Origin of the sequence: Collinsella tanakaei (assembly GCF_030373545.1) — a bacterium.
GTDB classification, from domain to species: domain Bacteria; phylum Actinomycetota; class Coriobacteriia; order Coriobacteriales; family Coriobacteriaceae; genus Collinsella; species Collinsella tanakaei_C.
Genome location: NZ_JAUDCO010000002.1, coordinates 292,101 through 313,188 on the forward strand (window position 1 = coordinate 292,101; position 21,088 = coordinate 313,188).

Genomic DNA, 21,088 nt, shown 5'->3' on the forward strand with positions numbered 1-21,088 from the left:
CTACGATTTGCGGCGCTTTGCTTGCGTGTCGCGCCGGCTTGCGGTGGATGTCCGCCCGGACGTGCGCGACGCGCTTTGAGCGGTTTCAGATGCCAGGGCTTTGGTGCGCGCGGCCTGTGCGCGAGAAATCTCATCGTCAACCGTATCGAGGTCGGCGTCCTCGACGATGGCGTTGAGCGATTCGAAGACACGGTTCTTGAGCAACGCGGTATGCACGCCGTCGGTGAGGTCGTGCAGCTTCTTGAAGGCGCGCTCGAGCTTCTGGTTCCGCTCGTCATCGGAGTCGTCCATGCCGAGCATGCCGATAAGCACCTGTTCGAACATCGAGGACTCGCGGTTGGCAGAGGTGACGTACTGACGCAGGTTGCGCGGCTCGATATGGAAGCGGTTGAGCTCGGAGCACAGGCGGATGATCTCGAAATCGCGACCGTCCACAAGCTCGCGGTTTTGAGGGCTGCGTATGATGCGAACGAGGTCGTTGTCGGCAAGCGCGCGGATGAACGAGATCTCGACGCCGAGCAGATCGGGAACATCCTCGATCGGATGGAGTTTCTGCTTGGTCTCCTTGGGTTCCGATTTCATCGGAAGATCGGACAGCAAGCCGACTTCAAACGCGAGCGTCGACAGATCCGTGGCGCTGTCGAGCTTCTGCTTGATGACGTTGAGCGGCATGTAGCGCGTCTTCTGCAGGTGCAGAATGACCTCGAGACGATCGACATCCTCTTTGGAGTACTGGCGATACCCCTTGGGCGTACGATGGGGTGTGATCAGGCCCTCGTCTTCAAGAAAGCGGATCTTGGAGTTGGAGAGATCAGGATAGGCGCCACGCAGGTAGTTGACGACCTGGCCGATGCTCAGGTAACTGCGTTCAGCCAAGGCTACTCACCGGTTTCGATGCGCTCCGCGCGGCTCTCATGGTAGATCAGGGTAAAGGTGCCGATCTGCACGGAGGAACCGTCGTGCAGCGGCGCGGAGTTGACGATCGCTCCGTCGACCCACGTGCCGTTGAGGGATCCGAGGTCCTCGATAAGCGCACCGGCGGCGTTGCGAACGATCTTGGCGTGCGCGCGCGAGACCGTCATGTCGTTCAGGAAGATGCTGTTGGAGGGGTCGCGACCGATGGTGGTCTCGTTGACCTCGAGCTCGAAGGTGTTGCCCGTCTGGGGCCCCTTGATGATGGTCAGCACCGGCGTCGGGCTGGCCATGCTCTTCATGAGGTCGGGAACGGTCGCATCGTCAACGGGCATGCGGAACACGCACGTGGCGTCTCCGGGCTGGTTGAAACCGGCGGCGTTGTTCGGCATATCGGTCATGGTATCTCTCCGAATCATAGGGGTGGTTCGTAATGGTACGGTTAAGCCTATTCTACCCCAGCATGGCGCGCGGGGGCAGCTTCAGCGGAGGGTTCATCCGAGTCGTCGATCTCCGGGTTGAGGAAATCAAAATCCTCCTCCTCAGGGTGCTGGCGCGCGCGACGGATGGCAAGCGACCCCTTGATCGTGTAGATGACCGCGGTGAGCATCGAGAAGACGACGCCGAGGTACACGAAGAAGATGCCGAGCGGTACCGGCTGGCCATCGAGGCCCGGGAATATGCCGGAAGGGGCTTGAATGAACGTCGGGCCATCGATGATGGGCAGGCCGAGCAGCATGAGCGAGAATCCGGACATGAGCAGGGCGGTCGCGATCTTTCCGGTGTAGACGACGTCGATGGGGCGGCGATGGAAGCGCCTGACGATCATGTTGCCGCCGGCAAGGTACACATCGCGTCCGATGATCAGAACGCAGACCCACACGGGCAGCTCTCCCCTGCCGACCAACCCGAGCACGCCGGTGAAGAGCAGCGCGCGGTCGACGACGGGGTCCATGAGCTTGCCAAGCCAGCTGACCGTCTTGGTCATACGGGCAATCTGGCCATCGAGCCAGTCCGTGGAGGCGGCGATCGCATAGATGATAAGGGCGATATAGCGATTCTCGTTGTAAATGAAAAGATAGAGGAAGACGAAAGTGAGGATCAGGCGCGTGAAGGTGATGAAATTCGAGATGGTGAAGATTTTATTGGAGGGGTAATCGGACGTGCCGATCAGCTCTTTTTTGATCTTCTTCTTGAGGCCCACGTCGCTCCCCTGTGACAGTCGAACACACTAGAGGAATGATACCCGATGGTGCAGCGGGTATCCCTCGAATAACAAAAAGGGCAGCCATATGACTGCCCTGAAGCTTCTGGTCGGGACGACTGGATTCGAACCAGCGACCCCTTGACCCCCAGTCAAGTGCGCTACCAAGCTGCGCCACGTCCCGAAGCACGATGCTGTCTCGCTGACAGCAAGGGATACTTTACTCAACTCCGCTCAAGGATGCAAGCGTTTCGACGCATTTTTTCGCGATACCTTCACGCTTCGTGTGAAACGCCAGCGTGGCGAGCGTGTCGCAGATCGAACGCGCGCTGCAGGATGATGCGGGCGAGCTCGGTTTTCTCAAGGCAGGGAAGCTCTTCGGCGCCTGAGGTGCCGACCCACCACGCCTGGTCGGTGTCGCTTCCAAAACCGGAATCAGGACGCGAGACGTCGTTTGCTACGATGGCGTCGCAGCCCTTCGTCGCAAGTTTCCGGGTAGCATAGGCGACCACGTCGTTCGTTTCGGCCGCGAAGCCGATGACGACGCGATCTTCCTTGCTGGCGGACAGCTCGGCCAGGATATCGCGGGTTTCGACAAGCTCGATGCAGTCAAGGTGCTCGACCGATTTCTTGAGCTTGTGGTCGGCGGGATTGCGAGGTGTGTAGTCGGCGACGGCGGCGGCGCAGATGGCAACGGTGCAGCCATCAAACGCCTCACAGGCGGCCGTGCGCATCTGTTCGGCGGTCTCGACATGAATGACGTTGACGCTGTGCGGAATGGGTGCGGTGCTGGGGCCGAGCACAAGGGTCACGGTGGCTCCGCTGCGTGCGGCCTGATCGGCCAAGGCGACGCCCATCTTGCCGCTCGAACGGTTGCCGATGTAGCGTACGGGGTCGATGGGCTCACGGGTTCCGCCTGCCGTGATCAGGATGTGCTCTCCTGACAGGTCAAGATCGCCTCGAAGCAGGTCGAGCGCAGCCTGTGCGATGCGGCTGGGTTCGGCGAGCCTGCCGGCGGCGACCTCGCCGCAGGCGAGGTACCCGGCGTCGGGCTGCACCATGTGGACGCCGCGCTGCTCAAGTATGCGAACATTATCCTGGGTGGCAGCCGCGTCCCACATACCGGCATTCATGGCGGGGGCGATCAGGATGGGCGCCCGCGTTGCAAGCAGGGTCGTGGACATAAGGTCGTCAGCGATGCCGTGAGCCATCTTGGCCAAGATGTTCGCCGTCGCAGGGGCTACGAGCACGATATCGGCCCACTGAGCGAGCGAGATATGGTGGATGGGATCCTCGGGATCGTCGAACAGGCCGACGGCGACCTTATGGTGCGTAAGGGCGCGAAACGTCGTGGGACCGACGAAGTGCGTGGCGTGCTCGGTCATGCAGACCTTGACGTCGACGTCGCTTTTCTGGAGGAGTCGGACGATCTCGCACGCCTTATAGGCCGCAATGCACCCGGTGACGCATACCAGCGCGCGCATCATGCCTCCTCGTCCGCATCGAGCACGAGAATGCGATGGCAGTACGGGCATTCGCAGATGCCGTTTTCATGCGCGAGGTCAGACATGGAGGATTCCTGCAGCGACGTGCGGCAAACGCTGGGGACGTTGCCCTCCAGGCGCTCGACGGCAAGGCCGCGGAAGCGCTTGAGCGCGGCTTCATAGCGCTGCGCGACATCGTCAGCAAGACGCGCGGCCAAAGATGCGCGCATCTGCTCCTGGGAATCGATGCGGTTCTGGATCTCTGAGGCCTTCGTACGGGCAGCCTTGGTGTCGGCGACGATGGAGGCCTCGAACTTCGCGATATACCCCTCGAGATACTCCTGCTTGGACACGAGCTCGGTAAGCTGCTTTTCATATCCCGTGCGGTCGAAGGCGATCTTCTCGAGTTTCTTGGCGAGTGCGGAGAGCTCGACTTCGAGCTGCTGCACCTCACGATAGTCGGAGGTGCTCGCCTTGCGCTGGGCGATGGCGATATCCTCGTGGCAATCGGACTCGTCCTGATCGAGCTCGGACAGGTACGTCTCGAGGTCCTTGCGATGGGCATACAGCTTGGTGGCGTCGGCCTTGAGCTTCTGGTAAGCGCGGCGCTTCTTGGCAAGCTCAGCGATCTCGGGCATGGAGGCCAGCTCCGTGCGGTCTCGCTCAAGCGAAAGATCGACCTGCTGAAGCTTCAAGAGAATGGATCCCGTGCTCATCAATGCTCCTTATCTGTTGCGGTCCACCACTGTCGTGGGGGGACTATTCTAAAGACGTCTTGTGCCGATATGCCCGCATGTACCACGGCCTCCATCAAGATTTCGGCAAAGGGCTCCTCGGAGCGATCGTGCCCGAGCAGGATGACGGCGCATCCGCGTTGGGCAACGTCTTGGGCGACGTGGTAGCCCGCCTCGCCGCAGATGATCGCATCGGCTCCGTTCTTCACCGCGACCTCGCCGAACTCCCCCAGAGAACCACCGAGGAACGCAACGGTCCGCACGACGCGATCCGCATCGCCCCAGACGCGCGGGGCGCATCCGAACGCCGTTGCCGCCCTGCGCGCGAGGTCGCCGAGGGCCACCGCGTCGGTTCTGCACAGCGCGCCGAGTCCGGTGGCGAGGGGGTCGTCGGTGTGTTCGAGGCTTGCGGTCGCAGTCATGCCCATGAGGGCAGGGAGCTTTACGCGCGCGGCGATGCTGCGATCGAGATTGGTGTGAAACGACATGACGCTCACGCCGAGCCGAATTGCGGTATAGGCGGCGGCAGAACAGGACGGAAGTTCAGCGGTGCTCGGACCGAAGGCATCGGGCGCCTTCAGGTATACGGGATGATGCGTGACAAGGACGTTTGCTCCCGCATCGTGTGCAGCACGAACGCTGTATTCGTTGGCATCGAGGGCGACTGCCACGCGCTTGACGTCGGCGGCATAATCTCCGCATGCGATGCCCACATGATCCCATGGCTCCGCATCGGATGCCGGGAACTGTTCGAGGAGCTCTCGCTCGAGATTTCTGACGTTCATGGTCATCACCCGGCAATCGATAGGAGGCAATCGGCGAAACGATCAAGGTCTTGGGGGTCGACGCGGTCGTCAAACGAGATGCGCAGCGATCCGAGCGCGCGCTCGCGTGGGATACCCATGGCGAGAAGCACGTGGCTGGCGTCGAGGCTTCCGCTCGAACAGGCCGATGCGGCAGAGACTTCGAAGCCCGCGGCATCGAGCTTCAAGATGAGCTCCTCGGATTCAAAGCCGTCGACGGTCACGGAGACGATACCCGGCAAGCGATCGGTGTGCTCCCACTGCTCGATGGTGGGGCGTATACGCGGATGGGAGCTCAGGCGCGCATAGAGCGCGTCGGCGAGCTCGAGCAGGCGTCCATGCTCCTCATGCACCGACGGAGCGAGCGCGTCGGCGACGGCGGCAAGCGCGACGATGGCGCGGAGGTCCTGCGTTCCGGGACGCCTTCCCGACTCCTGCCCTCCCCCGTGGGAGCGCGGCTTTACCGGAGTGCGCGATTTCAGGTACAGGGCGCCGATGCCCACGGGTGCACCGACCTTGTGGCCCGCAAGTGAGAGGGCGTCCACGTCAAGCTGTACGACATCGAGCGGTATATGCAGATAGCCCTGGATGGCGTCGGTGTGCATGAAGGCACCGTGATCGTGCGCGATGCGCGCCAGGTCGGCGATGGGCTGCACGGCGCCCGTCTCGTTGTTGGCGACCATGACGGACACGAGGGCGACATCGGAGTCGATGGCGGCTGACAGCGCGTCGGGTCGAACGACGCCGGAGGCATCGGGGTCGATAAAGTCGACCGTAAAGCCAGCCTCGCGCAACATCGGTACGTTATCGAGGATGGAATCGTGCTCGATGGAGCTCGTGATGACGCGTGTACGCGAGCGGTCGCGCATGCGCACCCCTTCGGCGATCCCCATGAGCGCGAGGACGTTTGCCTCCGTTCCGCCCCCGGTAAAGACGATCTCGCTGGGTCGCACGGACGCACCGAGCGACACCGCGACGCGGCGGCGGGCGCGTTCAAGTTCACGGGCTGCCGTGCGGCCGAGCGTATGGAGCGAGTTGGGGTTCACACCGGCGATGTCGGACGCATCATAGCGGCGCTGGGCCTCGATGGCTTCGGGCCGCATGGGCGTGGATGCCGCGTAGTCGAGGTTCACGAGCGCGCGGTCCTGTTGGATGGAATTGTTGGTCACGATTCAATCTTTCCTGCTGGTGCGACCGATGGAGGCGAGCTCGCGCATATCGCGGATGACCGCAGCCGGTTGGGGCGCCTTGAAGATGGCCGATCCGGCGACCAGAACATCGGCGCCGGCGGCGGCCAGGGCTCGCGCGTTCGAGAGACTTACGCCGCCATCGACCTCGATGAGCGGGGAGACGCCGTGGCGATCGCACAGCTCGCGCAGCTCGCGAAGCTTGCCGTACGTCGCATCGATGAAGCCCTGCCCCCCGAATCCAGGGTTGACGCTCATGACGAGGACGAGGTCGACGACGTCGACGGCATCCTCAAGATCGGATACGGGCGTCGCGGGGTTGATGACGACACCGATTTTCACGCCGCGCTCGTGCAGGCGATCCGCGAGCGCGGAAAGGTCCTCCACCGCCTCGCGATGGACCGAGATCAGATCGGCGCCAGCGTCGGCATACCACAGGGCTGTCTCGTCAGGGTTGGTAACCATCATATGGACGTCGAGCGGCACGGAGGTGGCGCGCTTGACGGCCTCGACGATCGTGGTGCCATACGACAGGTTGGGTACGAAGTGCCCATCCATCACGTCGATATGGACGAAGTCGGCATCGGAGATGGCGGCGATATCACGTCCGAGGTTCAGGAAATCGGCTGCAAGAATCGAGGGGGAAATGAGGATGGAGTCGTTCATCGCAGGTCTCCTCTAGTCGCTCAGGCCGTAGAACTCCTCGGTCGGGAAACGATCGATGAGCTCTTGGAACACCGTCTCCTTGGATACGCCGCGCCACAGGACGGCCTCGAGTGCGAAGGTGATCGGCGCGTCGACGCCCAGATTGCGCGCGACCTCGGCGACGCTCTTCGCAGCGACCGCACCCTCGACGACCATGTGCGTGCGCGCCTGGTACTCCTCGAGCGTGCCGCCGTGTGCAAGCGACTCGCCGAACGTGCGGTTGCGCGAATGGCGCGACGTGCAGGTGACGACGAGGTCGCCCATGCCGGCAAGACCCATGCACGTGATGGCGGAACCGCCGCGTGCATGCACGAGACGGCTGATCTCGGCGAGGCCGCGGGTCATGACGAGCGCGAGCGTGTTGTCGCCGTAGCCCATGCCGGCAAGGTAGCCGCAGACGATGGCGATGACGTTCTTCACGGCGCTGCACATCTCGACGCCGATGAGGTCGGAGCCGATGTAGATCCTGAAGTGGTCTGAGAGCAGCACAGATTTGAAGAACTCGGCGACCTGGGTGTCTTCGCAGGCGATCACCGCTGCCGAAAGGCCACCGCGGCAGACCTCTTCGGCGTGATTGGGGCCGGCGAGCACCGCGATGCGCTCGGGATGGCCGATGCAGTCGGCGACCAGATCGGACATGAGCATGCCGGTCTTCTCCTCGATGCCCTTGGTGAGCGTGAGCACAGGCATCTCCGGCAGGATATAGGGCGCGGCGCCCTCAAGCACTGAGCGCAAAAACGGCGAGGGGACGGCAAGAATGACGCCCTGGGTTCCCTCAAGCGCCTCCTCATACGACGCGGTGGCGCGCACGTTGTCGGGGAGCACGTAGTCACCGAGGTAGACCGGGTTGTTGTGGTCGTTGTTGATGCAGTCGACGCTCTCGCCGCCGAAGGACCACACGACGACCTGGTCGGCACGGGCTGCGGCCTGACCGGCGATCGCGGTGCCCCAGGAGCCTGAACCGATAACGGTGATCTTCATTATGCGCGTTCCTTTCCTTCGGTCTTCTTGGAGAACGACAGCTTGTTTTCGTTGCCGTCGCGTAGCTTTCTGATGTTGGAGCGATGGGCCCACACGACCGTCCATCCCAACAGGGCCCAGATACCGAGTGCAACGATGCTCATCTTGGGGAAGGCGAAGAACATCGTGACCGGAACGAGCGCCGCCGTGACGATCGAGCCGACGGAGACATAGCGGGTGATCGCCACCAGCACGATGAAGATGGCAAGATGCACGAGCGCCAAGGGCCAGAAGTAGCCGAACAGGATTCCGACGCCGGTGGCGATGCCCTTGCCGCCGTGGAACTTGAGGTACGGCGAAAAGATGTGGCCGTACAGGCAGGCCAGCGCAACGAGGGCGATGACCCAGTCCTCACCCGACCCCGCCTCGAAGGTGCGCGCGGCACCCCATCCGATCGATGCGATGAGCATGCGGGAGACGTTGATGCAGACAACGCCCTTCAGGACATCGAACAACAGGGTGGCCGCCGCAACCTTGGGTCCGGCGACGCGGAGCGCGTTGGTGGTGCCGATGTTGCCGGAACCCGACTTGCGGATGTCGACATTGCCCATGATGCGGCCAAGGATGAGCCCGAAGGGGATGCCGCAGATGAGATAGGAGCCGAGGATGCAGGCGACAAGTGCTGCGACCGCCGGGCCCGGAATCATGACGACGTCCGCGCCCATCACTTCTCCCCCTTCGCGTCGCGCGTGTCCTTCTTGCGGAAGCGCAGGCGGATGGGCGTGCCGGCGAAGCCGAACGCCTCGCGCATGCGGTTCTCGATATAGCGACGGTACGAATCGCTGACGAGGTCGGTATGGTTGACGAAGAAGGTGAACGTCGGCGGCTCGGTGCCCGTCTGCGTGGCGTAGTGCATGCGCAGGCGGCGCTTGCCGTCGACGACGGTGTGACCGAATTCGCGCATCTCGGTGAGCAGGCGGTTGAGCGACGACGTGGAGACGCGTGCCGAGCGGGCGGCGGCTGCGGCGTCCGCGAGCGCCCAGATCTTCTCGATGGAGCGGCCGGTCAGCGCGGAGATGCGCAGGACGCTCGCCCACGGAGCGAGCGTGAGGCGACGGTCAACCGATTCCATGACGTGCTCGCGAGCGTTGTCGTCGGTCAGAAGGTCCCACTTGTTGAGCAGGATGACCAGTGCGCAACCGCGCTCGATGGCGATGTTGGCGACTTTTTGGTCCTGCTCGGTCATGCCCGTCGAGGAGTCGATGACGAGCAGGGCGACATCGGCGCGGTCGATTGCCCGCAGGCCGCGCACCATCGAGTAGTACTCGATGTTCTCGTACACGGTGCTCTTCTTGCGGATACCTGCGGTGTCGACCATGCGGTACAGGCGTCCATTGTGCTCGACGACGGTATCGATGGCGTCGCGCGTCGTGCCGGCGACATCGGAGACGATGGACCGCTGCGACCCGATCATCTTGTTGAACAGGGACGATTTGCCGGCGTTGGGGCGGCCGATGATCGCGATGGACAGCGCGCCGTCATCGGGCTGCTCGTCGGTCAGCTCGTCCTCGTCGGGGAACAGCGCGACGACCTCGTCGAGCAGGTCGCCTGTTCCATGGCCATGGAGGGCGGAGATGGGAAGCGGGTCGCCCACGCCGAGCGAATAGAACTCCCAGAGATTGTCGTTTTCGCGGGCGGGATTATCGAGTTTGTTCACCAGCAGGAACACGGGCTTCTTGATGCGCTTGAGCATGCGCGCGACCGACTCGTCCTCCTCGGTGATGCCGGTTGTCCCGTCGACGATAAACAGGATGGCGCAGGCCTCCTCAGCGGCGGCGAGAGCCTGGTCGCGGATCGGTGCGGAGAACACGTCCTCGCTTTTGAGCGGCTCGATGCCGCCGGTGTCGACCAGCGTGAATTCGCGTCCGTTCCACTCGGCGTCGTAGTAGGAGCGGTCGCGCGTGACGCCACGGCTCTCATGGACGATGGCCTCGGAGGTCTGGGCGATCCTGTTCACGAGCGTCGACTTGCCCACATTCGGCCTGCCGACGACGGCTACGATAGGTTTCATACGCGCTGCTCCTTGACGCTCTGGCCCGGGCCGCAAAGCCCGAGCGCGTGTTCGAGGGTGTCAGCAAGCTCGAAGGGCATGGTCGAGGCTATATGCACCCGTGCACCCCGACGCTCGAGCTCGCGTCGAATATCGTCTCCATGATACCCGTCCAGCGTAAGCCCGTCCGAGTTGAACATAACGCTTGGCAGAATCAGTACAACGTTGACCAGATTGCCGGGAAGTTGCTCCAGCAGGTCGCAGGCACAGATGAGCCCGGTCACATCGACGTTGCCACCGAAGTAGTCGTTGCGGATCGCGATGACCGTACCGCCGAGCTCGGGCGCCTCGACCAGATTGCCCACCGTTGATGCCGCTGAGGTGCCGGATACGACCGCAAGGGCAAGACCGTTGACGGCCATCGCACGGCCGATCGCGGCGAGCCTGCTGCGATGGTTAGCGAGAAGCGCGGCGGTGTCGTCCAGATAGCTTCTGATCATGCCGATACCGTCGTAGTACTGCGGATAGCCGTCGTACCACGAGGCGGGTGGCACCTCGATGCCGGCATCAAGGTAGAACTCATCGGACATCTGGAACGTATGGCGGCCGAAGCGCTCGAGCGCCCGCAGTTGGTAGGGGCGCACCTGCTCGATCACCTGACGCGCGGCGTCCGGATCGTCGGAATACGATGTCTTGAATCGCTTCTGGTGGCGAGTGAAGCCAAGCGGGACGATGCCGAGGCTGGTGATCTGCTCATGGGCCTCGCAGTACGCGAGGGTGCGATCGAGCTCCTCCCCGTCGTTGATACCCGGACACAGCACGATCTGCGCGTGAATCTCGATACCTGCATCCATGAGGCGTTCGAGCACCTCGATACCCCGGTGCTCGTTTTTACCCATGACGCGGCGGCGCACGGCGGGCGTCACCGCGTGGAGCGAGACGTTCATCGGCGAAAGATCGAGGCGGATGACGCGGTCGACATCCTCGTCGGTCATATTGGTAAGCGTGACGAAATTGCCCTGAAGGAACGACAGGCGGTAGTCGTCGTCGCGGATACTCAAGGAATCCCTGCTGCCCGGTGGAAGCATCGTCATGAAGCAGAAGACGCATGCGTTCACGCAGGTTCGCATGGCGTCAAAGATCGCGCCGTCGAATTCGATGCCCCAGTCTTCTCCGGGGTATCGCTCAAGCGTGCATGGGGTGGATGTCTGATCGCGTGGATCATATACGACAAGATCGACCTCGTCGTCATCGGATTCCCACAGCCATGTGATCATATCGTCAAGGGCCGACCCGTTGACCGTCGTCACGACCATCCCGGGCTCGATCCCTGCGTCCCAGGCGGGAGACTCGGGGGCAACGGCGCTCACGGTGGCGCCTTCCGGCGCGATGGGCGCACTCGGGGCATAGTCAGCGCGATCGAGCGCGTATGCCGGGACGCTCAGGCGGGCTCCAGGCGGCAGGTCAGCGTTCATCGGATCCACGGAGCATCTCCTCGATCGCATGGACCGTCTTATCGATATGGCTGGCAGGCGTGGAGGCACCGGCGGTGATTCCGATCAGGCCGGACGTATGGAACCACGCCTCGTCGAGCTCCGAGCTGTCCTCGATATGATACGTGCGCTCGCAGCTCTCCTTGCAGATCTGGGCGAGTCGGCGGGTGTTTCCGGAGTTCTTGCCGCCGATGACGACCATGACGTCGGCACGCTCGGCGAGCTCGCGCGCCGCTTCCTGGCGCTCCTGGGTTGCGCTGCAGATGGTGTTGACGACGCGCACCTCCTCGGCGCGTGCGACCAGCACGGAAACGATATCCTGCAGCGTGCCGACGGTCTGCGTTGTCTGCACGACGACTCCGACGCGGCGAGCAAGATCGATGCTGTCGAGGTCGCGCGCGGTCGAGACGACATGCGCCTGGCCGTCGGCGTGCCCGACGATGCCCTCGACCTCAGGGTGACCGCTCTCCCCCACCACGATGAGCTGATATCCCTCCCGGACGAGCTTCTGAGCGGCGCTGTGGACGCGCTTCACGTAGGGGCAGGTGGCATCGAGGACGTTGATGCCCGCGGCGCGGGCACGGTCGATGACCGCGGGCACCACGCCGTGGGCACGGATGATCACGGTCCCGTCCTGGATGTCATCGACGGCGTCGGCCATGTCGACACCGGCTTGCGACAGTTCGCTCACGACGAGGGGATTGTGGATGAGCGGTCCGAGGGTCCTCACGGGCGTTGGAGCGTTCCGGGCGGCCTCGTGCGCCATGTCGAGCGCGCGCTCGACGCCGTAGCAGACGCCTGCGCGCGACGCGATTTCGATGCGGGGCTCGATCATGCTCAGCGCCTCCCGGGATGCTCTTCGCGCAGCTCGTCCCGGATCGCGTACATCCGCTCGATGGCGGTGTCCTCGAGCCACTGCGTGCGCTCGCGCCTCTTGAGGGCATCGGGGGCATCCGAGAGCTCGAGGGCAGAGGACAGCCTCATCCAGCATTTGACCGGGCGCATCACGTGGTGGCCGATCGGGGTGATGTCGCGGAAGCCGCAGACAGCCATCGGGACGACGGGGGCCTTCCCCATCTGCGCGATGATCGCGAATCCGCCGTGCACCTCGATCGGCTGATCGTCGGTGCGGATACGGGTTCCCTCAGGGAAGATGAGGATGTCCTCGCCGCGCCCGAGCGCACGGCTCGCACGGCGCAGGGACTTCATGTCTGCGGTGCCGCGGTCGACGGGAATGCCGCCCACCCGCGCAAAGAACCAGCGCACGATGCCGGATTTGTTGAATTCGCTCTTGAAGATCGGCCGCACGAGTCGCCCGCGCCTCCATAGCAGGACGACGATGGCGACGACCTCCGCCATGGACGTGTGGTTGGAGATGATGACAACGCCCGGAGGAGCCGTGCGGTCGAGAACCTCCTCGATGTTCTCAAGACGGCAGCGCCACATGATCTTGGTAAACGCATAGAGGATGCCGAGGATGACGGCGTATCCAGCGCGCACGGCAGCAGGATACTCACGCATGCCGTTGTCGTAGTAGTCCTCGCTCGTGGATCCGAAAAACGTCATCAGGCCCTCCTCGTGCGGGAAAGTTCGGCGATCTTGGCGACGATCTCGTCGATGCCGTAGGCGGTCGAATCGATGTGGACCGCGTCGTCGGCGGCTTTCAAGGGCGCCGTCTGGCGATGCGCGTCAAGATCGTCGCGGCGCGCAAGATCGGCAAGCGTCTCTTCGATCTCCGCCGCGATGTGAGCGTCATCGATTGAAGCCCCCGGATGCCGCTGGAGCACGCGGCGCTTGGCGCGCTCGCGCGGATCGGCCGTCAGGAACACCTTGAGTTCGGCGTTGGGGAACACAACCGTGCCGATGTCGCGGCCCTCGGCGACGACGTCGCGATCGCGGGCAAAGGCGCGCTGGCAGGCCAGCAGGGCGTGACGCACGCCGGGATAGGCGGAAACCTTCGAGACGATGCGATCGGTCTGCGGTGTGCGAATCTCGGTCGTGACCTCGCGTCCGTCAGCAAAGACGCGCACGGGATCGGCCTCGGTGTCAAAGCTGATGTCGAGGTGGTCGGCGATATCGGTGACAGCGCCCTCGTCGTCAAGATCGACCCCGCGGTCGGCGCAGACGAACGCGACGGTGCGGTACATGGCGCCGGTGTCGAGCTTCGCGAACCCGAAGGCATGAGACAGCTCGTTGGCGATGGTGGACTTTCCGGAACCAGCCGGTCCGTCGATAGCAATGATCATGCGTGGTCCTTTCCTTTGTGGCTCGCCGATACGGTGGCGGCATGCGGGTCTTGTGTGGCGGCTTTGAGGGATGCTACTTCCCCACGCGTCAGGTCGCGCCACGACCCGACGCGAAGGCCGGTGAGCTCAAGCGGTCCGAATCGGGTGCGATGGAGGAGCAGAACGGGATGATGAACCGCACTCATCATGCGTTTGACCTGGTTTTTGCGACCCTCGCTGATCTTGATCTCGACGGCGGTCGACGCGGGGCCCACGCGATCGCCAAAGGTGGCGCGCGCCTCCGCATCGCCGAGCAGACGGCATCGAGCCGGCTTGCACGGTCCGTCGTCGAGCACGATGCCGCGCCGCAGCGGTTCGAGCTCGCGGTCGGCCATCGTTCCGTCCACCAGGGCAAGGTAGGTCTTCTCGACATGGTGCGAGGGATGAAGCAGCAGCTGACCTAAATCGCCGTCGGTCGTGAAGAGGAGCAGGCCCGTCGTGTCCTTGTCCAGGCGGCCGACCGGATACAGCCCGGGATGCTCGCCGGTGGGAACGAGCTCGGCGACGCACGGCCTCATCTGAGGATCGCTCATGGTGGTGAGATAGCCTGCAGGCTTGTAGAGCATGATGTAGGCCGGTGTGTCGTTGAGGGTCACCGTATTCCCGTCGACGGTGACGACGTCGACGGCTGGATCGACCTTTGATCCGAGCTGCGTGATGACCTCCCCGTTCACGCGCACCCGTCCGGCGGTCATCAGATCCTCCGAGCCGCGGCGGCTGGCTACGCCGGAGCGGGCGAGGAACTTCTGAAGCCGCATGGGGACAATGCGCTCACGGCCGTTCTCTTCCTCATGCATCGAAATCATCGTCCGTGGAGTTGCCGATAATGAACAGATCCTCGTCGCCGTCTTCCATGTCGATCAGGTCGCGCTCTTCCTCGAGCTCCTCATCGGTCTGCTCGAGGGTGGTTTGGATGGAGCGACCCGAAAGGCGCTCGCGGATATAGCGACGCGTCTGCTCGTCGGGTGCGAACTGCTCAAGATCGGGCAGGTCCTTCACGCTGCGCAGCCCGAATTTCTCGAGAAACGCGTTGGTGGTGCCGTACATGATGGCGCCGCCGCGCGTCGCGTCGCGTCCGAGCTCGCGCACGAGGCCCTTGTCGACGAGCGACGAGATGACGCCGTCGGAGTTCACGCCGCGCACGCCCTTGACGGCCTCGCGCGTCACCGGCTGATGGTAGGCGATGACGGCGAGCGTCTCGAGCGCGGCCTGGGAGAGCTTCTGCGTGTCCCAGGACAGCACGAAGGCCTCCACCTGGTCATGGTAGGCGGGATGGGTGAACAGGCGCCAGCCGCCGGCGACCTCACGCAGCTGGAAGCCGCGGTTTGCCTCTTCATATTCCACCTTGAGCTCAGCGAGGAGCGACGCCGCCTCGCCCGGCGAGATCTCGAGGGCGGCGGCGAGCGACGAGGCGCTCACCGGGTCACTCGAGACGAGCAGCAGCGCTTCAAGCGCTCCTTTAAGCGAGGAGGGGTCGAGTGTTTCCAGGTTGGACATGGGTTATTCCTCCTCGATGGCCAAGGCGTCTCCGGGCCGATAGGCAGGGGCCCCTTCGACACGGCTGATCATGATGGTTCCGAAATTCTCATCCTGCTCAAGCGTCACCGATCCGCGCTTGGCGAGCTCGAGCATGGCCAAAAAGGTCGCTACGACCTGTTCGGTGGTGGCTTCCCCATCCAGAAGCTCGCGGAAGGTGACGCGCGGCCGCGCCATGGTCACGCGATCGACGGAGGCGACCGTCAGCTCGAGCGGAATGCGCTTCGGTGCGACGTGCTCTGCCTCGAGCAGGAACGTCTCGCGCTTGCCGTCCAAGTCGGCGCAGATGACGGCAAGGCCGCGCAGGGTGATGCCGGCGAGGTAGTCGGGCATGAGGCCTAAAAACTCGGGATCGGGGCCGGCAACGCGCGGATGCATCCGCGACTCGGTCTCCATGCGCGACGCGAGCGAGGCTGCTGCGCTTTTGAACTGCTTGTAGGCGATAAGGCGCGCGATCAGCACCTCACGGAGCGTCTCGCCGTCAAGATCGGCGTATTCCTCGAGGTCCTCGTCGGACGACGCGCTTACGGGTTCGTCGGGGACCAGCGATGCGGCCTTGATATCGAGCAGCGTCGCGGCGACAAGGAGAAAATCGCTGGCAACGTCGAGGTCGAGCGCTTCGAGTCGCTCGACCTCCGCGAGGTACTGGTCGGCGACCTCGCCGATCGAGATGGAGCCGATGTCGACCTTGTTGCGCGAGACGAGCTGCAGGAGCAGATCGAACGGACCCGTATAAGCCTGCGTCGAGACGCGATACGACACCTTGCTCCCCTTCTGTACGCCTGTTTGCCGGATATTCGATTCTACCGCACTACCAGCCGAGCGCGAAATCGACAAGTGCGTTGAGGATGGGATAGAGGGTCACATCGAAGTACATGCCGATAAGGTCGATGTGGAGGATGGACGGCAGAAGATAGAGGACGACGATGAGAATGGGCATCGAATAGCGCTGGATGCGGTAGTAGGTGCGCAGGGCGTCGCCGCGCAGAAACGGAACGAGGATCGACGATCCATCGAGCGGAGGCAGCGGGATGAGGTTGAAAAACGCAAGCGAAAGATTGATGGACATAAACGTCATGAGGAACGTGGCGAGCTGCCCCGTTGCGGCGACGCCGATTGAGCCGGCTAACAGCGAGGCGTTTTGAGCGGCCGCTCGAAGCAGGAGCGCGCCCGCGCACGCGAGGATGACGTTCGAAACCGGTCCGGCAAGCGCGACCAGCATCTCGTCGCGCTTAGGGTGCTTGAGATTGTTCAGGTAGACGGGTACCGGCTTGGCAAACGCGAACACGGGCCCGCCGGCAGCGATCATGAGGATCGGCAAGAGCACAGTGCCGAAAGGATCGATGTGCTTGAGCGGGTTGAGCGAGACCCTGCCGCGCGCTTTCGCCGTGCGATCGCCGAGCAGATAGGCCGCGAGCGCATGGGCGCTTTCGTGGACGACGATGCCGCAGGCCAAGGCGACGACCGATCCGAGCAGATATACGATGTAATCCCAGTTCATGGCACCCTTACCTGAGTGAGTGAGAAACGCGCTGGAAGATGTAGTCGAGTGCGAGCATGATTGCCATCGTGCAGGCGAAATCGAACCGAAAGACCCCGCCGAACGGAGACGTGATGAGCCCGTAGCCCGAGATGACGTCGGGAAGCGCGTTGGCGATATCGATAACGAGCCCGATGAGGTTCAGGCGGGCAGCCGCGCTCGGGAAGCACAGCAGCACCGTCAAGGCGCCCAGCCCGATGGCGATAAGGCGGCATGTCCACGAAAGAATCGTGAATCCTATTGCGGCCGCCCTACGAAAGTCCACGTGCGGTCTCCTCTTCGATCGTCGTCGACAGCTCGAGCCACTCATCCTCGAGCGCCGGAATCTCCTGTTTCAAAGAATTGTATTCCGCGAGCGCTGCGCTGAATTTCTCCTGATCGGCGTAAAGCTCCTCAGAAGCCATCAATTCCATAAGTCCGTCATAGCGATCGCGCTTCTGCTCGAGCTGGGTCTCGACGGTCTTCAGGCGTTCTTTGGTCTTCTTGAGCCGCTTGTTGAGTGCCGTACGCGCCTCGGCCTCGGCACGACGCTGCTCGCGCGTTTTCTTGCCGCCCTCCGAGGCGCTCTTAACCTCATGGGTACGGCGCAGCGTCCTTCCCTGCTCATGCTTCTCCTGTGGATTGCGGGAGGACTGCGCCGCCGCTTGCTCGGCTGCGGCGCGCTGCGCCAGATCTTCGCGTTTGTAGAGGTAGTACTCATAATCGCCGTCGTATACCGTCATCTTGCCGTCGCGGATGTCGACGACGCGGTTGGCGACGGCACGGACCAGATGCTCGTCGTGGCTGATGAGCACGATGGTGCCTGGGAAGTTCTTCAGGGCGTTCTCGAGCATATCCACCGAATCGATGTCGAGATGGTTCGTCGGCTCGTCCAGGCACAGCAGGGCCTCAGGCGCCACGAGCATCTTCGCCAGGGCAAGACGCGCCCGCTCTCCACCCGATAGGACGCCGACGCGCTTGTCGACGTCTTCGCCCGAGAAGAGGAACGCGCCGAGCAGGCTGCGCTGCTGGGGCACCGTCCACGTCGGAGCGACCGAGTCGATCTCCTGCAGGACGGTGTTGCTTTCTTTCAGGCCTTCGAGCTGGTGCTGAGCATAGTAGGCCACACCCACGTGCAGGCCGAGCTCGCGGGTGCCACGGGTCGGCTGCTCGATGCCGGCGAACATCTTGAGCATCGTCGACTTGCCGGCGCCGTTGGGGCCTACGAGCGCGATGTGGTCACCGCGATAGAGCTTGAGGTCGATGCCGTCGTAGACCTGCTTGTCCTCATAGCTCTTCGAGACGTTTTCGAGGGCCGCCACGAGGTCGCCCGAGCGCGGCGGATCGGGAAACTTGAAGTCAACGTGCTTATGACCCTCGGGAAGGATGACCAGCTCGTTTTTGATCTGCTCGATCTTGCGGATACGTTCCTGCGCTTGCGCCGCCTTCGTCGGCTTATAGCGGAATTTGTCGACAAACACCTGCATATGCGCGATTTCGCGTTCCTGCGCGGCGCGCTTGGCGCGCATCTGCTCGAGGTTGTCCTCGCGCTGCTTGAGGTAGGAGCTGTAGTTGCCGGTGTAGGTCGTGACGCGGCGGTTCTCGAGGGCGGCCACGTGGTCGACGCAGGCGTCCATGAAGGCGCGGTCATGGCTGACGATGAGCACGGCCCCCTCGTAGCTGGCGATAAAGCTGCGCAGCCACTGGACGCTCTCAAGGTCGAGGTGGTTCGTGGGCTCGTCGAGCAGCAGTAGGTCGGGTCGGCGAAGGAAGAGCTTCGCGAGTGCGATGCGCATCTGCCAACCGCCGGAGAACTCGCAGCAGGGACGCTCGAAATCCTCGGGATGGAAGCCGAGGCCCGAGAGGATCTGACGGGCGTTGCTTTCAAGCTCGTAGCCGCCGAGGTGCTCGAAACGGTCCTGCACGCTGCCGTACTCGGTGAGCATGGCCTCGAGGTCGGGATCGTTTGGATCGGCCTCGGCGATCTTGAGCTGCAGCTCCTCGGCGCGCTCCCCCATCGTGCGGATCTCGATGGCGGCATCCATGACCTCGGTGATGATCGGCTTATCGGAGGCGAGTTTCGTCTCCTGCTCAAGATAGCCGACGTTGACGTCTTTGGCATACGTGACGCTTCCGGCGTCAGCGGTATCGAGACCCATGATGATTTTAAGCATGGTCGTCTTGCCGGCACCGTTGGGCCCGACGAGCGCATAGCGCTCGCCTGCGTTGATCTGGAACGAAGCGCCGGAGAACAGCGTGCGCGCTCCGAAGCTCTTTTCGATCTTGTCAACCAGAAGGATCATTGGACGCTTCCCTTACGACCTGCGCGGTGTTATCGCTTCAACGTGTGTATACAGCAAAAGGGCTGCAGTTGCCTGCAGCCCTTGATGTACGATGGTGGGCGTTACAAGATTTGAACTTGTGACCCCATCCGTGTGAAGGATGTGCTCTACCCCTGAGCCAAACGCCCGTATGCCTTTCGGCGAAGAAGATACTAGCACACATTTTCGCTCGAGCCAACTGAAAATCTCGACGCGATTATAACGCCCGGTGCTTCACGCGCAGTGGTGGAGGGTCCGTGGAGAAAAACCAATCGCCTCTTGCAATCCCAACGCGTTTCCGTCATAGTACCGTCTCGTTGCTTGGGGGCGTAGCTCAGCTGGGAGAGCGCTTGACTGGCAGTCAAGAGGTCAGGGGTTCGATCCCCCTCGTCTCCACCATCGCACATTCGGGTCCCTACCGTGTAGGGACCTTTTTTTATGGTTGGGAACATGCGATGCAAGCCGATGCCGGCAAACCGGCTTCTCTTTTGACGCGTTATCTGCTGAGAAGTGCGCAAACATGCTCGAAAGTGAGTTTTACCGGTGTGTTTCCTGCAGCTCCACTCGCCTGCCGCAAGCGATCTGCCGCTACCATGATGCTTACGCTCAGATCATTTCTCGCAGTGAAGGTGGTGTGCGGCCTATGGCACACGATGTGGTGCTTATTCCCGGAGACGGCATTGGACCGGAGATCACCCAGGCGATGCGACGCGTTGTCGCTGCGGCGGGTGTCGACATCGTGTGGCATGAAGCGCAAGCTGGCGCTGCAATGATCGAGAAGTGCGGCACTCCCCTGCCCGACCGCACGCTCGAGCTTATCCGCAGCGTCGGCGTGGTGATCAAAGGTCCGATCACCACGCCGGTGGGACACGGCTTCCGCAGCGTGAACGTTGCGCTTCGCCATGCGTTCGACCTGTACGCGTGCGTCCGCCCGTGTCGCTCGATGCCCGGAGACGGTTCGAGGTATCACGATGTCGATCTTGTCATCGTTCGCGAGAATACCGAGGACCTGTATGCGGGCATCGAGTTTTCCGCCGATGATGCGGGCGCGGCGGCAGTTCGCAAGGTCGCACGCGAGCAGCTCGGTGCCACGGTGCGCGAGGATGCGGCGATCTCCATCAAGCCCATCTCTCGCACGGCTTCCGAGCGCATCCTCACCCATGCGTTTGACTATGCGCGCACGCACGGCCGCTCGAAGGTGACGGCCGTCCACAAGGCAAATATCATGAAGGCAACCGATGGTCTCTATCTCGATGTCGCCCGATCGGTCGCGGCGCGCTATCCGGATATCGAATTCGAAGACCGCATCGTCGACGCCGCGTGCATGGGACTCGTCATGCATCCTGAGGATTTTGACGTCCTGGTGCTTCCCAACCTGTACGGCGATATCGTGAGCGACCTTGCTGCCGGTCTCGTCGGCGGTCTTGGAATGGCTCCCGGTGCCAACATCGGCGATGGATGCGCCATATTCGAGGCGACGCATGGCTCGGCGCCCGACATCGCAGGTAAGGATATCGCCAATCCGACGGCGGAAATCCTCTCTGCTTGCATGATGCTCGAACATCTTGGTGAAGAGGATGCGGCGTCCGCGATTCGCGAGGCTGTCGTTGCCGTCCTCGAGGAGGGGTCATCCGTCACCGCCGACATCAAGCGTGCGCTGACGGGCTCGACCGCAGGAGCGGTCGGAACCAGGGCGTTTACCGATGCGGTAAGAGACAGGTTGACTCGCTAGACCGCTGGCTCCCTCCCCTTTTCACTTTTTTCGAAAATCGGCCTTGCAATCACCCGGCATCTTGCGTATAGTATCTCACGCACCGCTTGGGGGCGTAGCTCAGCTGGGAGAGCGCTTGACTGGCAGTCAAGAGGTCAGGGGTTCGATCCCCCTCGTCTCCACC

At 62.9% G+C, this 21,088-nt stretch carries 22 protein-coding genes and 4 tRNA genes; 3 read left to right on the forward strand and 23 right to left on the reverse strand.

What is annotated here, in order from left to right; genetic code table 11:
* The 23 genes from ftsR to QUW00_RS02850 form a co-directional block, all read right to left on the reverse strand.
* Positions 1–876: a transcriptional regulator FtsR gene (gene ftsR, locus QUW00_RS02740; protein ID WP_436232152.1), complete on the reverse strand. Its 876-nt coding sequence runs from the start codon at positions 874–876 to the stop codon at positions 1–3.
* A 2-nt stretch (positions 877–878) separates the two neighbouring features.
* Positions 879–1,313 (reverse strand): FHA domain-containing protein, encoded by a 435-nt coding sequence (locus QUW00_RS02745; protein ID WP_289612863.1) that lies wholly within the window; start codon positions 1,311–1,313, stop codon positions 879–881.
* 47 nt (positions 1,314–1,360) lie between these two features.
* The gene (locus QUW00_RS02750; protein ID WP_289612864.1) at positions 1,361–2,116 is read right to left on the reverse strand and encodes a CDP-alcohol phosphatidyltransferase family protein; all 756 of its coding nucleotides are present in this window, start codon (positions 2,114–2,116) and stop codon (positions 1,361–1,363) included.
* A gap of 107 nt (positions 2,117–2,223) precedes the next feature.
* Positions 2,224–2,300: transfer RNA gene (locus QUW00_RS02755), tRNA-Pro, on the reverse strand.
* Between the two features lie 91 nt (positions 2,301–2,391).
* Positions 2,392–3,600, reverse strand: coding sequence for a bifunctional phosphopantothenoylcysteine decarboxylase/phosphopantothenate--cysteine ligase CoaBC (gene coaBC, locus QUW00_RS02760; protein WP_289612865.1), 1,209 nt, complete (start codon positions 3,598–3,600; stop codon positions 2,392–2,394).
* Positions 3,600–4,316, reverse strand: a complete 717-nt coding sequence (locus QUW00_RS02765; RefSeq protein WP_289612866.1) for a zinc ribbon domain-containing protein — start codon at positions 4,314–4,316, stop codon at positions 3,600–3,602. The genes coaBC and QUW00_RS02765 overlap by 1 nt, the downstream gene beginning before the upstream one ends.
* Positions 4,316–5,119 carry a Nif3-like dinuclear metal center hexameric protein gene (locus QUW00_RS02770; protein WP_289612867.1) on the reverse strand — a complete coding sequence of 268 codons (804 nt, stop codon included), beginning with the start codon at positions 5,117–5,119 and terminating at the stop codon, positions 4,316–4,318. Before QUW00_RS02770 ends, QUW00_RS02765 begins: the two co-directional genes overlap by 1 nt.
* Before the next feature lie 5 nt (positions 5,120–5,124).
* Positions 5,125–6,306: a cysteine desulfurase family protein gene (locus tag QUW00_RS02775; RefSeq protein ID WP_289612868.1), complete on the reverse strand. Its 1,182-nt coding sequence runs from the start codon at positions 6,304–6,306 to the stop codon at positions 5,125–5,127.
* Positions 6,307–6,309: 3 nt separating this feature from the next.
* Positions 6,310–6,990 (reverse strand): ribulose-phosphate 3-epimerase, encoded by a 681-nt coding sequence (gene rpe, locus QUW00_RS02780; protein ID WP_289612869.1) that lies wholly within the window; start codon positions 6,988–6,990, stop codon positions 6,310–6,312.
* 12 nt (positions 6,991–7,002) lie between these two features.
* Positions 7,003–8,010, reverse strand: coding sequence for an NAD(P)H-dependent glycerol-3-phosphate dehydrogenase (locus QUW00_RS02785; RefSeq protein WP_289612870.1), 1,008 nt, complete (start codon positions 8,008–8,010; stop codon positions 7,003–7,005).
* Positions 8,010–8,714, reverse strand: a complete 705-nt coding sequence (plsY, locus tag QUW00_RS02790) for a glycerol-3-phosphate 1-O-acyltransferase PlsY (protein WP_289612871.1) — start codon at positions 8,712–8,714, stop codon at positions 8,010–8,012. Before plsY ends, QUW00_RS02785 begins: the two co-directional genes overlap by 1 nt.
* On the reverse strand, positions 8,714–10,060 hold the full coding sequence (der, locus tag QUW00_RS02795) for a ribosome biogenesis GTPase Der (RefSeq protein ID WP_289612872.1): 1,347 nt from the start codon (positions 10,058–10,060) through the stop codon (positions 8,714–8,716). Before der ends, plsY begins: the two co-directional genes overlap by 1 nt.
* Positions 10,057–11,514, reverse strand: a complete 1,458-nt coding sequence (locus QUW00_RS02800) for a DUF512 domain-containing protein (protein WP_289612891.1) — start codon at positions 11,512–11,514, stop codon at positions 10,057–10,059. Before QUW00_RS02800 ends, der begins: the two co-directional genes overlap by 4 nt.
* Positions 11,504–12,367 (reverse strand): 4-hydroxy-3-methylbut-2-enyl diphosphate reductase, encoded by an 864-nt coding sequence (locus QUW00_RS02805; protein ID WP_289612873.1) that lies wholly within the window; start codon positions 12,365–12,367, stop codon positions 11,504–11,506. The genes QUW00_RS02800 and QUW00_RS02805 overlap by 11 nt, the downstream gene beginning before the upstream one ends.
* Before the next feature lie 2 nt (positions 12,368–12,369).
* Positions 12,370–13,098 carry a lysophospholipid acyltransferase family protein gene (locus tag QUW00_RS02810; RefSeq protein ID WP_289612874.1) on the reverse strand — a complete coding sequence of 243 codons (729 nt, stop codon included), beginning with the start codon at positions 13,096–13,098 and terminating at the stop codon, positions 12,370–12,372.
* A complete protein-coding gene (gene cmk / locus QUW00_RS02815) occupies positions 13,098–13,778 on the reverse strand; it encodes a (d)CMP kinase (RefSeq protein WP_289612875.1) in 681 nt (226 codons plus the stop codon). The genes QUW00_RS02810 and cmk overlap by 1 nt, the downstream gene beginning before the upstream one ends.
* Positions 13,775–14,614, reverse strand: coding sequence for a pseudouridine synthase (locus QUW00_RS02820; protein WP_289612876.1), 840 nt, complete (start codon positions 14,612–14,614; stop codon positions 13,775–13,777). Before QUW00_RS02820 ends, cmk begins: the two co-directional genes overlap by 4 nt.
* On the reverse strand, positions 14,607–15,314 hold the full coding sequence (scpB, locus tag QUW00_RS02825) for an SMC-Scp complex subunit ScpB (RefSeq protein WP_289612877.1): 708 nt from the start codon (positions 15,312–15,314) through the stop codon (positions 14,607–14,609). The genes QUW00_RS02820 and scpB overlap by 8 nt, the downstream gene beginning before the upstream one ends.
* A 3-nt stretch (positions 15,315–15,317) precedes the next feature.
* Entirely contained in the window at positions 15,318–16,115 is a 798-nt protein-coding gene (locus QUW00_RS02830) for a segregation and condensation protein A (RefSeq protein WP_289612878.1), read from the reverse strand.
* Between the two features lie 49 nt (positions 16,116–16,164).
* Positions 16,165–16,854 carry a site-2 protease family protein gene (locus QUW00_RS02835; RefSeq protein WP_289612879.1) on the reverse strand — a complete coding sequence of 230 codons (690 nt, stop codon included), beginning with the start codon at positions 16,852–16,854 and terminating at the stop codon, positions 16,165–16,167.
* Positions 16,855–16,861: 7 nt separating this feature from the next.
* Entirely contained in the window at positions 16,862–17,158 is a 297-nt protein-coding gene (locus QUW00_RS02840; RefSeq protein WP_289612880.1) for a hypothetical protein, read from the reverse strand.
* Entirely contained in the window at positions 17,145–19,175 is a 2,031-nt protein-coding gene (locus QUW00_RS02845) for an ABC-F family ATP-binding cassette domain-containing protein (protein ID WP_289612881.1), read from the reverse strand. Before QUW00_RS02845 ends, QUW00_RS02840 begins: the two co-directional genes overlap by 14 nt.
* Before the next feature lie 92 nt (positions 19,176–19,267).
* Positions 19,268–19,342, reverse strand: a tRNA-Val gene (locus QUW00_RS02850).
* A 174-nt stretch (positions 19,343–19,516) separates the two neighbouring features.
* Between QUW00_RS02850 and QUW00_RS02855 the strand changes: the two genes are divergently transcribed.
* The 3 genes from QUW00_RS02855 (at position 19,517) to QUW00_RS02865 (ending at position 21,086) form a co-directional block, all read left to right on the forward strand.
* Positions 19,517–19,592 (forward strand) — tRNA-Ala (locus tag QUW00_RS02855).
* A 244-nt stretch (positions 19,593–19,836) separates the two neighbouring features.
* On the forward strand, positions 19,837–20,925 hold the full coding sequence (locus QUW00_RS02860) for an isocitrate/isopropylmalate dehydrogenase family protein (protein ID WP_289612882.1): 1,089 nt from the start codon (positions 19,837–19,839) through the stop codon (positions 20,923–20,925).
* A gap of 88 nt (positions 20,926–21,013) precedes the next feature.
* Positions 21,014–21,086 (forward strand) — tRNA-Ala (locus QUW00_RS02865).
* The last annotated feature ends 2 nt before the right edge of the window (positions 21,087–21,088 follow it).